Annotated in this window: 12 protein-coding genes; 4 read left to right on the top strand and 8 right to left on the bottom strand. The window is 62.5% G+C overall.

Annotated elements, in window-relative coordinates; all coding sequences use genetic code 11:
* Nucleotide 1: 1 nt before the first annotated feature.
* The 7 genes from FJ423_RS17200 to FJ423_RS17170 all read right to left on the bottom strand — a co-directional run bounded on the left by FJ423_RS17200 (nt 2) and on the right by FJ423_RS17170 (nt 7,366).
* On the bottom strand, nt 2–922 hold the full coding sequence (locus FJ423_RS17200; protein WP_140843343.1) for an ABC transporter permease: 921 nt from the start codon (nt 920–922) through the stop codon (nt 2–4).
* Nucleotides 922–2,049 (bottom strand): ABC transporter permease, encoded by a 1,128-nt coding sequence (locus FJ423_RS17195; protein WP_140843341.1) that lies wholly within the window; start codon nt 2,047–2,049, stop codon nt 922–924. The genes FJ423_RS17200 and FJ423_RS17195 overlap by 1 nt, the downstream gene beginning before the upstream one ends.
* Complete coding sequence (locus FJ423_RS17190) at nt 2,046–3,623, bottom strand: ABC transporter ATP-binding protein (protein ID WP_181174817.1); 1,578 nt, start codon at nt 3,621–3,623, stop codon at nt 2,046–2,048. The genes FJ423_RS17195 and FJ423_RS17190 overlap by 4 nt, the downstream gene beginning before the upstream one ends.
* Nucleotides 3,624–3,919: 296 nt before the next feature.
* A complete protein-coding gene (locus tag FJ423_RS17185) occupies nt 3,920–4,897 on the bottom strand; it encodes a quinone oxidoreductase (protein ID WP_140843337.1) in 978 nt (325 codons plus the stop codon).
* Nucleotides 4,898–5,034: 137 nt separating this feature from the next.
* The gene (pcsA, locus tag FJ423_RS17180) at nt 5,035–5,853 is read right to left on the bottom strand and encodes a phosphatidylcholine synthase (protein ID WP_181174816.1); all 819 of its coding nucleotides are present in this window, start codon (nt 5,851–5,853) and stop codon (nt 5,035–5,037) included.
* On the bottom strand, nt 5,850–6,464 hold the full coding sequence (locus FJ423_RS17175; RefSeq protein ID WP_140843335.1) for a DUF1326 domain-containing protein: 615 nt from the start codon (nt 6,462–6,464) through the stop codon (nt 5,850–5,852). The genes pcsA and FJ423_RS17175 overlap by 4 nt, the downstream gene beginning before the upstream one ends.
* A gap of 11 nt (nt 6,465–6,475) precedes the next feature.
* Entirely contained in the window at nt 6,476–7,366 is an 891-nt protein-coding gene (locus tag FJ423_RS17170; RefSeq protein WP_140843333.1) for a DUF2182 domain-containing protein, read from the bottom strand.
* A gap of 101 nt (nt 7,367–7,467) precedes the next feature.
* Here FJ423_RS17170 and FJ423_RS17165 point away from each other — a divergent pair, with 101 nt between their 5' ends.
* Together FJ423_RS17165 and hspQ are read left to right on the top strand one after the other, a co-directional pair.
* Complete coding sequence (locus tag FJ423_RS17165) at nt 7,468–8,679, top strand: UbiH/UbiF family hydroxylase (RefSeq protein WP_140843331.1); 1,212 nt, start codon at nt 7,468–7,470, stop codon at nt 8,677–8,679.
* A 238-nt stretch (nt 8,680–8,917) separates the two neighbouring features.
* Nucleotides 8,918–9,241 (top strand): heat shock protein HspQ, encoded by a 324-nt coding sequence (gene hspQ / locus FJ423_RS17160; RefSeq protein WP_040983419.1) that lies wholly within the window; start codon nt 8,918–8,920, stop codon nt 9,239–9,241.
* Between the two features lie 97 nt (nt 9,242–9,338).
* Here hspQ and FJ423_RS17155 read toward each other — a convergent pair whose 3' ends face one another.
* Nucleotides 9,339–9,959, bottom strand: a complete 621-nt coding sequence (locus tag FJ423_RS17155) for an invasion associated locus B family protein (protein ID WP_095765425.1) — start codon at nt 9,957–9,959, stop codon at nt 9,339–9,341.
* Nucleotides 9,960–10,252: 293 nt separating this feature from the next.
* Here FJ423_RS17155 and FJ423_RS17150 point away from each other — a divergent pair, with 293 nt between their 5' ends.
* Both FJ423_RS17150 and FJ423_RS17145 read left to right on the top strand, forming a co-directional pair.
* Nucleotides 10,253–12,073, top strand: coding sequence for an extracellular solute-binding protein (locus FJ423_RS17150; RefSeq protein ID WP_140843329.1), 1,821 nt, complete (start codon nt 10,253–10,255; stop codon nt 12,071–12,073).
* A 38-nt stretch (nt 12,074–12,111) separates the two neighbouring features.
* Nucleotides 12,112–12,792: a DsbA family protein gene (locus tag FJ423_RS17145; protein WP_140843327.1), complete on the top strand. Its 681-nt coding sequence runs from the start codon at nt 12,112–12,114 to the stop codon at nt 12,790–12,792.
* Nucleotides 12,793–13,208 lie beyond the last annotated feature (416 nt).

The following is a 13,208-nucleotide window of genomic DNA, read 5'->3' as shown; positions in this document are numbered from 1 at the left end:
GTCAACGATCCGGAACAAATGGCTGCCCCAACGAAGCCGGCGTGTTCATCATCGTCAGCCGCTTGTTGCGCGAGATTAGAACGAGAACCACAACGGTTGCCAGATAGGGCAGCGAAGAAAGAAACTGCGAAGGCACCGGAATGCCAAAAGCCTGTGCATGAAGCTGGCCGATCCACACCGCGCCGAAGATGTAAGCGCCGGCCAGGACCCGCCACGGGCGCCAGGAAGCGAACACCACCAGCGCCAGCGCGATCCAGCCGCGGCCAGCGCTCATATTCTCGACCCATTGCGGCGTGTAGACCAGCGACAGGTGGCCGCCGGCAAGGCCTGCGCAGGCGCCGCCGAAGATCACGGCTAGATAGCGGTAGCGGATGACCTTGATGCCGAGCGCATGCGCCGACGTATGGCTGTCGCCGATCGAGCGGAGCGTCAGGCCCGTGCGCGTCCTGAACAGGAACCACATCACCGCCGCGGTCAGCGCGATCGAGATGTAGAAGACCGGATCCTGGCCGAAGACCAGCTTGCCGACTACCGGGATCGAGCTGATCCCCGGGATGTCCAAATTGGGCAATCTCACGCCCGGCTGACCGACGAAGCTGGTGCCGATCATGCCCGAGAGACCGAGGCCGAGCAGCGTCAGCGATAGGCCGGTCGCCACCTGGTTGGTCGCCAGCGACAGCGTCATGACGGCGAACAGCAGCGAAAACAGCGCGCCGACGATGATAGCTGCTAGCAGGCCGATCCACGGCGATCCGGTGAGGTAACCGGCGCCGAAGCCGCCCACGGCGCCCATGATCATCATGCCCTCGACGCCGAGATTGAGCACGCCCGAGCGCTCGACCACCAGCTCGCCGATCGCCGCGATCAGAAGCGGCGTCGCCGCGGTCGCGATGGTCAAAAGGATGTTGACGGTGATGTCCATCAGCGAGCCTCCTCGAGCTTGGGCGCCGTTTCGAGCGCCGCGCCCTTCGGCTTCGTCAGCGCCATGCCGATCAGGCGGATGCGGTAATGGATGAGCGTGTCGCAGCCGAGCACGAAGAACAGAAGCATGCCCTGGAACACGCGCGCCACTTTGTCGGAAATACCGAGCGCGCTCTGCACCGCCTCGCCGCCGAGATAGGTCAGCGCCAGCACCAGGCCCGCCGCGACGATGCCCAGCGGATTGAGGCGCCCAAGGAAGGCGACGATGATGGCGGTGAAGCCGTAGCCGGGCGAGATCACCGGCTGCAACTGGCCGATGGCGCCGGAGACCTCTGAAATGCCCGCCAGACCGGCCAGCGCGCCGGACAGAAGGAAGGCGAAGAACACCATCTTGTTGAAGCCGAAGCCGGCAAAGCGCCCTGCCCTTGGGCTTGACCCCAGCACGCGGACCTCGAACCCTTTCAGCATGCGGCTCATCATCAGCCAGATCGCTACCGCGGCGACCAGCGCGAAGATGAAACCCCAATTGGCGCGGCCGGCATCCGGCATCAACTCAGGCAGCACGGCGGAATCGCCGAACTGGATGGTTTGCGGGAAGCCGTGGCCTTGTGGATCGCGCCATGGGCCGCGCACCAGCCAGTCGAGGAAAAGCTGCGCGACATAGACCAGCATCAGGCTGGTGAGGATCTCATTGGTGCTGAAGCGCGTCTTCAGAAGTGCCGGAATCGATGCGTAGAAGGCACCGCCGACCATACCCAGCAAAAGCATCAGCGGGATCACCAGCGGGCCTTCGAACTGCGGGAACAGCACCGGGATGATCGAGCCGAAGATCGCGCCGAAAATGAACTGGCCTTCGGCGCCGATGTTCCAGATGTTGGCCTTGTAGCAGACCGACAGGCCGACCGCGATCAGGATCAGCGGCGCTGCCTTGATCGCGAGCTCATGCAACTGCCAGACCTGGCTGATCGGCTCGACGAAATAGATCTCGAAGGCGTTGAGCGGATTGACCCCGAGCAGCGCAAACATGATGGCGCCGGCAATGATCGTCAGCGCGAAGGCGATGAAAGGCGACAGCATCGAGAACAGCGCCGAGCGCTGCGGGCGTTTGACAAGTTCGATGCGCATCATGCGACCTCCAAGCTGTGTTCGGCATGGCCGGGCTCGGCGCCGCCCATCAACAGGCCGACCTTCTCGAAAGTCGCCTCGGCGATCGGCAGCGGCGTCGACAGTTCTCCGTTGTGCATGACGGCGATGGCATCCGACAGTTCGAACAATTCGTCGAGGTCCTGGCTGATGACAAGGACAGCGGAGCCGCTGCGGGCGAGCTCGATCAAAGCCTGGCGGATGTGAGCGGCCGCACCTGCGTCCACGCCCCAGGTCGGCTGGTTGACGACCATGACGCTGGGCTTGCGGTCGAGCTCGCGGCCGACAATGAATTTCTGCAGATTACCGCCCGACAATGCGGCGGCCTCCGGATCGGGCGCGCTCTTGCGCACGTCCATGGCTTTAATGATGCGCTGGGCAGCGCTGTAAACCGCGCCGTTCTTCACCGTGCCGCCCGAACCGACGAAAGCCTTGCCGTCGGTGGCGTGACGAGACAGAAGCAGGTTCTCCGAAAGCTTCATGCGGGGTGCTGCGCCATGGCCGAGACGCTCTTCCGGCACGAAGGCGGCTCCCATCAGCCGCCGGCCGGTGATCGAAAGGCCACCGGCGTCCTTGCCGCGGATGCGCACGGAACCGGTATCCTGCTGCAGCACTTCGCCGGAGACGGATTCGAAGAACTCGCCCTGGCCGTTGCCGGCCACACCCGCGATGCCGATCACTTCGCCGGCACGTACGGTGAGGTTGATGTTCTTCAGTGGGATGGCGAAGGGTGTCGCCGGCTTGCGGCTGAGGCTGCGGATTTCCAGCAGCGCCGGTGCCGTTTCGATGCCTTCCGCCGGCGCACGCACCACCGCCTTCACCTCGCTTCCGACCATCATGCGGGCAAGCGATGCGGCCGTCTCCTCACGTGGATTGCAGTGGCCGACGACCTTGCCGTGACGAAGCACCGTGGCGCGGTCGCAGATGCGTTTGACCTCTTCCAGCCGGTGCGAGATGTAGAGGATCGATTTGCCTTCGGCGCGCAGGCGCTCCAGCGTCTCGAACAGCTTGTCGGCCTCCTGCGGCGTCAGCACCGAGGTGGGCTCGTCGAGGATGATGAGCTGCGGCGTCTGCAGGAGGCAGCGGATGATCTCGATGCGCTGGCGTTCGCCGACCGAAAGATCTCCGACCAGCGAATCCGGATCGAGCGGCAGGCCGTAGCTGTAGGACAATGCCCTCGCCTTCGCGGCGATGCTGCTGATCGGCGAACCATCATTGAGCGAAAGCGCGATGTTCTCGGCCGCCGTCAGCGCCTCGAAGAGCGAGAAATGCTGGAACACCATGCCGATGCCGAGCTTCTTGGCCGCGCCCGGGTTGGTGATCTTGACCGGCTTGCCGTCCCAGAAGATCTCGCCCGAGTTCGGCTCGAGCGATCCGAACAGCATCTTGACCAGCGTCGACTTGCCGGCGCCGTTCTCGCCGAGCAGCGCGTGGATCTCGCCTTTTGCGATATTGAGATCGATGTGATCGCACGCCGTCAGCGTGCCGAATATCTTGGTTAGGCCGCGAACCTCGAGCAGGTTCGCCCTGTCATGATTTGCACTCACAGTGCCTCCCATCCGGTTTCCCAGACATGTTCTGTGTTCCCGAAAGCATGGTATGCGCGGCCGGCTCCAGTCGGAAAGCAGCACCCGACTTGAAAGAGCTTCAAGAATTTCAGCGGAAACTCAAGGGCTAAGATAGATCTCTTGAGAACAACGGCAAAATCCGCGTCCCTTTTCAGGCAAGCCGTGCCTTCGGGCTCGGCAAGCCGCTGAAAAACAAAGGCAGCCCGAAAGAGCACCGTGCCGAAGGGTGTAAAGCGGTTTTCCGTCCGGAATTGCGATAGAGCGGTACGCCGCTTCCGTGAAGCGCTTTAGGGAATGAGGACGGTCGTTCCCGTCGTCTTGCGGGCCTCGAGATCCGCTTGCGCCTTTGCAGCATCCTTCAGCGCATAGCGCTGGTTGATCTTGATCTCGACGGCGCCGCTCTTGACCACGTCGAAAAGCGCTTCGGCCGACTTCACCAGATCCTCGCGCCTGGCATTGTAGACGAAGAGCGTCGGCCGCGTCGCATAGAGCGAGCCTTTCTGCGCCAGCAGCGATATCGAAAAAGGCGGGATCGGCCCCGACGACTGGCCGAAGCTGACGAACATGCCGAGCGGCCGCAGGCAATCGAGCGATGCCGGAAAAGTGTCGGCGCCGACGGAATCGTAGACCACGTCGCATTTCTTCCCGCCCGTCAGCGCCTCGACGCCGGCGACGAAATCCTGCTCTTTGTAGTTGATGACGTGATCGAAGCCGTGCGCCCGCGCAAGCTCGATCTTGTCGGCGGAACTCGCGGTGCCGATCACGGTCGCGCCGAGATGCTTTGCCCATTGCCCGAGGATCAGGCCGACGCCGCCGGCGGCTGCGTGGTAGAGGATCGTGTCACCGGCCTTGACGGGAAAGGTGCGGCGCAAGAGGTATTCGGCCGTCATGCCCTTCAGCATCATCGCCGCCGCTTGCTCGTCGCCGATACCGTCCGGCACTTTGACCACACGGTCGGCCGCGATCACCCGTTGCTCAGCGTAAGCCCCGACATTGACCGCATAGGCGATGCGGTCGCCGGGCTTCAGCCAGTCGACGCCGGGGCCGAGCGCCAGCACGACGCCCGCTGCCTCGCCGCCTGGGATCAGCGGAAAACCGCCAAGTGGCGGATAAAGCCCGGAGCGATAGTAGACGTCGATGAAGTTGAGGCCGATTGCCGTGTGCCGGACCAGGATCTGGCCTTCTCCCGGCTGGCCGGGGTCGGCGTCTTCATAGGCCAGGACTTCGGGGCCGCCATGGGCGTGGATGCGGATTGCCTTGGACATCGCTCAGCTCTCTGAAGGGTAAGTGCACAAATCTGGAAACATGTTTGCGAAAGGGAGAACCGATTTTCGGAAAATCATGCGCCGATATACAGCTAGGGCCAGGATGACCATTCAGCCAAAAATATCCTGATCCAGGATCAGGACTTCTTGGCGCCCAGATTGGGAAACATCTGCATGATGCCTCCGATGCAGGCGAGATAGAGGCCGGTGATCGTGATGCCGATCTTGGTGAAGTTGCTGACCTGCTCTCCCAGCACGCCGATCTTGTCATAGAAGGCGGCAAGTGCTGCCTGCGCCAGCGCCAGCGCGCCAAAGGCGCACCACAAAAGCGTCATAAAGAGATTGACCGGTCTCAGCCGCACGACACGCACCGGATGGATGAAGTTGATCGGCATGAAGGTCAAAATGCCGGCAACCACCACCACCGCGAAAGACACCCATTGCCCAGGCTCGATGACGAAGAGCGTGAACACCACCATGTTCCAGACGACGGGAAACCCTTTGAAGAAGTTCTCCTTCGTCTTCATGCCGGTGTCGGCATAGTAGATCGCGCTGGAGACCACGATGATGGCCGCCGACAGAAAGGACAGATTCTCGCCCATGAAGCCGCGCTGATAGAGCGCGAAGGCCGGAATGAGCACGTAGGTGACGTAGTCGATAATGTTGTCGAGGAGTTCGCCCGACCATGTCGGCAGGATTTCCTTGACCTCGAGCTTCCTGGCGATCGGACCGTCGATACCATCGACGAACAGCGCCAGCCCCAGCCACCAGAACATCGCCGTCCAGCGTTGCTCGCTCGCCGCGACCAGCGACAGGAAGGCAAGGAACGATCCCGACGCGGTGAGTAGATGCACGGAGAACGCGCGCGCCTGCGGCCACGTCACCTTCTTCTTCGGCAATGGGATCCGTTGCGCGATCTTCTTTGCTGCCTTGCCGGCCCTTGTGTTCTTGCTCACGGTCCCCGCCAGTCCAGCTTGCAGATTTCGGCCGAGCGGCCGGCGAAATTCCAGTTGCGGCCGAAGGCGCGCATCTTGCTCTTGTCGGACTTCGCCACGATGATTTCCGGCGCGATCCAATATTCCGAATTGGCGATCACCGTATCTTTCTCACGGTCCTTGCCAGGAATGGGCGTCACTGCGCCGTCAATGATCTTGGGAATCTGGAAGACGCGCGTCTTGTCGTGCGTCTCGTAGGTGATCGGCACCTGCTCGACGCCGAGGAATTTCCCGACGAGGATCGACAACAGCGAGGTGGTGCCGCCGGCCTTGCCGGTGAAAATCTTGGTCAGCGCCTTCGCCGCATAGATCGACGCGCGCTTGTCGATGAACAGGCCGGCCGTCCAGTTGCCGCGGCTCATATAGCCGGGAATTTCCATGATCAGGCCGAGATTGAGGCCCGACAATTCGACCTCGCCAAAATGGCCCGCATCGATGCGGAAGCCTGCCCATGTCTGGCAATAGCCCTCGGTCGGCGGATGGCTGCCAAGCGACAGCACGCAGGGACAGAAAACCGTGCAATTGCAGGAGAGTACCAGCTCCCCTTTCATTGCCCAGCTTTTGTCGGTCATCGAATTCTCCCTCACGCCGAAACTAATAGCAGGGCAGCCGCCCACACAAGCAGTATCGCACCGGCAACACGGCTGGCCACCCTGCCGGCGGTCTGTTTTTCCATCAGCGTGAACAGGCCGATCAGCGCCATCCAGAAGACGTTCATCGCCCCGACGGCAAACATCACCAGCATCAGCGCCCAGCAGCAACCGAGGCACCAGACGCCCTGTTCCAAGCCGAGCCGGAAGATGCGGCCTGGTTTCGCGCTCCACCTGGCGAACAGGATCGAGAACGGATTGCGGCACTTTTCCAAGCACGCCTGTTTCAGGCCGCTGAATTGATAGAGGCCGGCGACAAGCAGCGCGATAGCGCCGGCAAGCCCGACGGCGGGGTCGAGCATCCGGCCGGAACCGGCAAAGGCGTACACCGCGAGCGTCAGCACGCTGAAACCCACGGATGCGCCGAGCCATGTGGCGAGGTATCCGGCGACAAGCACCAGCGGATGAACGACCGGCTCTCCCTTGATCTTCGCAGTATCGGCGATTTCGCAATAGGTGCGGATCAGCGGCGCCGCCGAAGGCAGCATCGTCGCCACGGCCATCAGGAACCACATCAGCACAAGCGCCGGCGCCTGCAGGCCGGCCATGCCGGCAAGCGGCGCCGGCGCGAGGCAAAGAGCGAAGAACCGGTCGAGAAAATCCGGCAACGGCAGGCCCGGCAGATTTTTCAGCAGCATATCGCCGGGGGCGCCGACGGGGTTGCCTTCAGCGCCGCGTATCGCCATTGCGCCGAGAAGCAACCACGCAAGGGCGATGCCGATACCGATCGTGAGCATGACTGCGAGGCGCGGGCTGCGCGCCACGCCAGCCGTGGCGCGGCCGGCGCGGTCGAGATGGCTGAAATCATGCTGCTCGCCGCTCATGGCAATCGAATGGGCTGAATCGCCGCGTTGATCAAGCCGGCCAATCTGCCCTATATCCGGACAAAGGCCCGACGGGTCGCCTCGCATTGTGGAAGCCTGGCGTGGAGCACAACGACAAAGCCCGCATCCTGGTTGCCGGCAGCGGTCCGGCCGGTTTGATCGCCGCGCTCGGCTTCGCCGAGGCCGGCTTCGACGTGACGCTGGTCGGCCCTGAGGCCAACACCGCCGACGGCCGCACCACCGCTCTCATGAACCCCGCCCTGAAAGTCCTTGAACGACTGGGCATCCTTGCCGAACTGAGGCCGCAGGCCGCGGCGCTCAAGGTGATGCGCATCGTCGATGCCACAAGGCGGCTGATCCGCAGTCCAACCGTGACCTTCCGCGCCAGCGAGATCGGCGAGGAACAATTCGGGCTCAATCTGCCGAACAAGGCCCTGATCACCATTCTTGCCGAGGCGGTTTCAGCTCATGGTGGCATTCACTGGCTGAAATCCACCGTCGAGTCATGGCGCCTGGACGCCGATCGGGCCCATGCCCGGCTGGCCGACGGCAGCGAACTCTCAGCATCGCTTGCTGTCGCCGCCGACGGACGCCTGTCGCTGGCGCGGGAAGCCGCCGGCATTCGCGCCTTTGCGCGTCCCTATCCGCAGTCGGCGCTTGTGCTCAATTTCGGCCACCGCAGCGAGCACGGCTTCGTTTCAACCGAGTTCCATACCGAGACAGGGCCGTTCACGCAGGTGCCGCTGCCCGGCAGGCGCTCGAGCCTTGTGTGGGTGGTGAGGCCGGAGACCGCGCGGGAGCTTGCCGCGCTCGACGATGCAATCTTGTCGGGACGTATCGAGGAGCAGATGCAATCGATGCTTGGCCGGGTCTCTGTCGAGCCGGGCCGCCAGATCTATCCTTTGTCGGCCGCCTCGCCCGGTCGCTTCGCGCAAAACCGCGTAGCCCTGGTCGGCGAGGCAGCGCATGTGTTTCCGCCGATCGGCGCGCAAGGCCTCAACCTCGGCATCAGGGACATCGACGATCTGATTGGAATCGCGAGTGAAAACAGCAATGATCCAGGATCGCGCCGAAGCCTTGCCGCCTATGACACGAGGCGCCGGCCTGACATTTGGGCGCGCAGCGGCGCCGTGAACCTGCTCAACATGTCGCTCTTGTCCGACATGCTGCCGGCGCAGCTGGCGCGCAGCGCCGGCCTTAGTGCGCTTGGCGGCTTCGCGCCGCTGCGCGCCTTCTTCATGCGCGAGGGGCTGCGGCCGGGCAGCGGCTTTCGCGCCATTGCCGGCGGCCTAAGAAAAGAAGTCGGCCGGTAGTATTCCAAGGCGGATGATGCCGGAATTTTTTCGCTCAGGCGGAAAACTCCCGCGCGGGCTAACCCGTTGCTTCAGCCAAGATCAAGCAGTTGGCTATTGAACTGCGGCCGCGTCTGCGCCAAATAGGCACCAGCCGAAAGTCGGGGTCGATTTTTGGCCGGGTGATGTGTAAATTCAAGGCCTTAGGCGCCTTGCGCGCAGCCACGACAGGCGCCTCGGACCCTAAGTGGTGAATGTGATGAAAACGGCCAAATTCTCGATCGGGCAAGTGGTTCGCCACAGGCTGTTTCCATTCCGCGGCGTGATCTTCGACGTCGATCCCGAATTCGCCAACACAGAGGAATGGTACGAGGCTATTCCGGCTGACGTGCGTCCGCGCAAGGACCAGCCTTTCTACCATCTTCTGGCGGAAAATTCAGAGACTGAGTACATCGCCTATGTGTCCGAGCAGAACCTGCTCGAGGACCGGTCGGGCGAGCCGGTGCGGCATCCGCAGATCGGCGAGATGTTCGACAAGCTGCCGGACGGCCGCTACGAGCCGAAGCGCCAGTCGAAGCACTGAAGCGCTAACGAACGTCGCCTAGAGCGCGCGGCGCGGGGCAATAAAAAAAGCGGAGCATTTGCTCCGCTTTTTGTTTCCGAGAAACGCGCTTGCGCGATCAGTTTGCGGTCTTGGCCTTGTCCTGCTCGTCCTTGAGCTTCTTGGCGAAGTCCTGATTGTTCTTGGCGACGAAGTCCTGCAGCTTTTTCTGCCGGTCCTCGATGTCCGACTGCTGCAGCGGCGGGCCGTCATAGGCGCCGCTGAAGCCGGTGAGCGCGATCTTGATCGGGTTCGGCTGGTTCTGGAAGTTGATCGAGGTGAGCGTGATGCCCTGCCCCTTCTTGAAGGAAGCGACGAGCTGGTCGCTCAGCGGCACTTCCGCCACGCAACGATCCGGGAAGCAGATCACATAGTCCAGCTTCTGCGCCTTGCCGGCATCGATCTGCAGCGCAATTCCGGGAGGCACGAGGCGGCCGGTCGGCACCGTGACCTGGAAGACCTTGCGGTTCACCTTGCCCTTGAGCTCGATCAGGCTGACGCCGGTGACGAGCTGGCCGTTGCCGGCCGTGACGATGTTCTGCACATTGCAAATGTCAACGTCTTCCTGCTTGGTGCAGGCCTTGAACCAGCCCTGCGGGATCTGCGGCTGCTGTTGGGCCGAGGCGGTGAAAAGCCCGGCGCCCAGAACGCCGACCACGCCTGCGGCCAGCACCGAAAGGCGGTACGCGTTGATCGTCATATGGTGCACTTTCCTCTCAAATGATCCCGGGGACCGGCTTCTTCGTGCCGTGTGGTCCAGCTACCTGTTGCCCAAATGAGGCAACAGGATGACTTCGGAGCGCGTGTTACACTGCCAGCGACACCGAATCCAGCCCGGTTTCCGCGATTTCTTCGCGGTTCGATGTCCAGGGCAAGCATCGATCGGCGCTGGAGCGGCGGAACCCGATTCCCATTGGCGCGCCGATTCAATCGGATAGCGAAATGCTCTAGGGTGCATGGCGAATCACAAAGCCGTCCGGCAAGGAGACGGTCATGGACCGCGTTCTCGTCCGGCTGATCGCCGGGACCTCGTTTCTGGCTCTTTCGCTCCTTCCGGCACAGTCGGAGCCGAAGCACGGCTTAGCCATGCAAGGCGAGCCGGCGCTGCCGCCCGATTATCAGCATTTCGACTACGTCAATCCGGTCGCGCCGAAAGGCGGCAACGTCACTTATTGCGTCGTCGGCTCCTTCGACAACCTCAATCCCTTTATCCTGAAAAGCCTGCGCACCACAGCGCGCGGGATGATCGATACGGTTTACGGCAATCTCGTCTTCGAGCCGCTGATGCAGCGAAACTATGACGAGCCCTTCAGCCTCTACGGGCTGCTTGCCGATAGCGCCGATATGGACCCGGAGCGAAAGAGCATCGAGTTCCATCTGAACCCCAATGCAAAATGGTCGGACGGCCAGCCGGTGACGCCGGAGGACGTGCTGTTCACCTACGACGTCTTCGCCGCGAAGGGCCGCCCGCCCTACAGCGACCGAATGAGCATGATCGCCAAGCTGGAGAAGACCGGCGAGCACAGCGTGAAGTTCACCTTCAACGACAAGGCCAATCGCGAATTCCCGCTGATCGTCGCGCTGACGCCGATCGTCCCCAAGCACGCCTTCGACAAGGACACGTTCGACAAGACCACGCTGAAGCCGCTGATCGGCAGCGGCCCCTACACCGTGGACAAGGTGTTGCCGGGGCAGCGTATCGTCTTCAAGCGGAATCCGGATTACTGGGGCAAAGACATTCCGTCGAAGCGCGGCTTCGACAATTTCGATCAGGTCACCATTGAGTATTTTCTCAACGCCAACGCCAAGACGGAAGCGTTCAAGAAAGGAATTTGCGCTCTCGATGACGAGACCGATCCGGTCAAGCGTGAGCGCGACATCGACTTTCCAGCCTTCCGAAAGGGGGATGTGAGGGAAGAGTATTTCAACACCGGCATTCCTCCGGTTGTGACCGGCTTTCTGTTCAACACCCGGCTGCCCAAATTCGCCGATCCCGTCGTCCGCCGCGCGCTCGGCATGCTCTACGATTTCGAATGGACGAACAAGAATCTGTTCGGCGGCAAGTTCAACCGGACCATGAGCTATTGGCAGAATTCCGAGCTTTCGGCGCTCGGCCACCCCGCGGACGATCGCGAAAAGGCGCTGCTTGCGCCCTACCCCGGCCGCGTGCCGCCGGACGTGATGGATGGCACCTGGCGCCCACCCGTGACGGATGGTTCAGGCCAGGACCGCAAGGTGCTCAAAACCGCCTTCGAATTGCTGAAGAGCGCCGGCTTCCACGTGCAGGACGGCAAGATGCTCGACGCGCAAGGAAACCCGTTCGGCTTCGAGATCCTGACCTCGTCGCAGGACGAAGAGCGGCTGGCGGCCGTCTATCAGCGCACACTGGAAAAGATCGGTATCGACGTCGGCATCCGCACCCTCGACGGCGACCAGATCCAGTCGCGCAAGCAGCGTTTCGACTTCGAGGTTCTGATCGGGACGAGCGGCTTCAGCAATTCGCTGTCGCCCGGCAGCGAGCAGGTCGGCCGCTGGGGATCGGTCGCCGCGAAAACGGAAGGATCGTTCAACCTCGCCGGCGTCGCCGATCCGGCGATCGACGCCGCCATCGACGTGATGCTGAACGCCCGCACCAAAGAAGACTATGTCGCCGCGGTGCGCGTGCTCGACCGGCTGCTGATCTCAGGCAGCTACATGGTGCCGATGCAGTACAACACGCAGCAATGGGTCGCTTACTGGAGCTATCTGGAACATCCGCAAAAGACCCCCATATTCGGCTACCAGCTGCCGACCTGGTGGCGAAAGCCCAACTGAGGCAGGCCCGACCGGCAGAGACCAAACAGGAGACGAGCATGAGCGCCAAGAACACCATCACCGTCGATGTTGTGTCCGATGTCGTCTGCCCCTGGTGCTTCATCGGCCAGAAGCGGCTGGACAAGGCCATCGCTTCTGCAAGCGACATCGACGTGCGCGTGCGCTGGCGGCCATTCCAGCTCGATCCGACCATCCCGCCCGCCGGCATGGACCGCCGCCAATATATGCTCGGCAAGTTCGGCAGCGAGGAGCGCATCCATCAGATCCACGCGCGCATCGAGCCGCTCGGCGAAGCCGAGGGCATCAGCTTTGCCTTTGGCGCCATCAAGGTCGCGCCGAACACCCTCGACGCGCACCGCGTCATCCGCTGGGCGGGCGCAGCCGGCGAAGACGTGCAGAATCGGCTGGTGCGCCGCCTCTTCCAGCTGAATTTCGAGGAAGGCGTGAACATCGGCGACCATGCCGTGTTGGTTACGGCCGCCGGCGAGGCCGGCATGGATGCGTCGGTGGTCGAGACGCTGCTGCCGACCGACGCCGACGTTGAGGCCGTCCGCAACGAGATCGCCACCGCTTCGCGCATGGGCATCACCGGCGTGCCCTGCTTCCTGCTCGAAGGCAAATACGCCGTGATGGGCGCGCAGGATGCCGACACGCTTGCCGACGCCATCCGCCAAGTGGCCCAGGCCAAGGCGCGCGGCGAGCTCGAAACCGCGAACTGAATGTTCAGTCAGCGCGATCCGTAGCCGCCGAACTGACCGCCCCGCGCTTTCCTGAAAATTGTCCTCCTGTTTCGCGGTCGCCTTGGCTTTGCTCAGGAAGAAGCTGTTGCCGTAGCCAAGCTTGGTCAGCTCGCCGCAACAGCCCTGATCGCCGGGAGGGCCATGTCCGTTTCGGCAGCGGCGAGATCGCCATCGACAGATACGACACTGCCGACAAGACCATTTCCGGCCATTTTCAGCGCCTCCGGAAAAGACGAATCAGGTAAACCCTGAGTAGCTCACGGGCGGCAAATTTTCGGTCATTCCGGTCACCGCCAGTAGTCATCGCGGCCTGCGGACACCTCTTTTTCATTCACAAACCCGTGTTTTCCACTTCCCTTAGGGAAGGTTGCCGCCGGCTGGCAAAAACAGCTCTA

The sequence above is a fragment of the Mesorhizobium sp. B2-8-9 genome (assembly GCF_006439475.1).
Lineage (GTDB): Bacteria > Pseudomonadota > Alphaproteobacteria > Rhizobiales > Rhizobiaceae > Mesorhizobium.
This window is presented reverse-complemented; position numbering and strand designations above follow the sequence as displayed.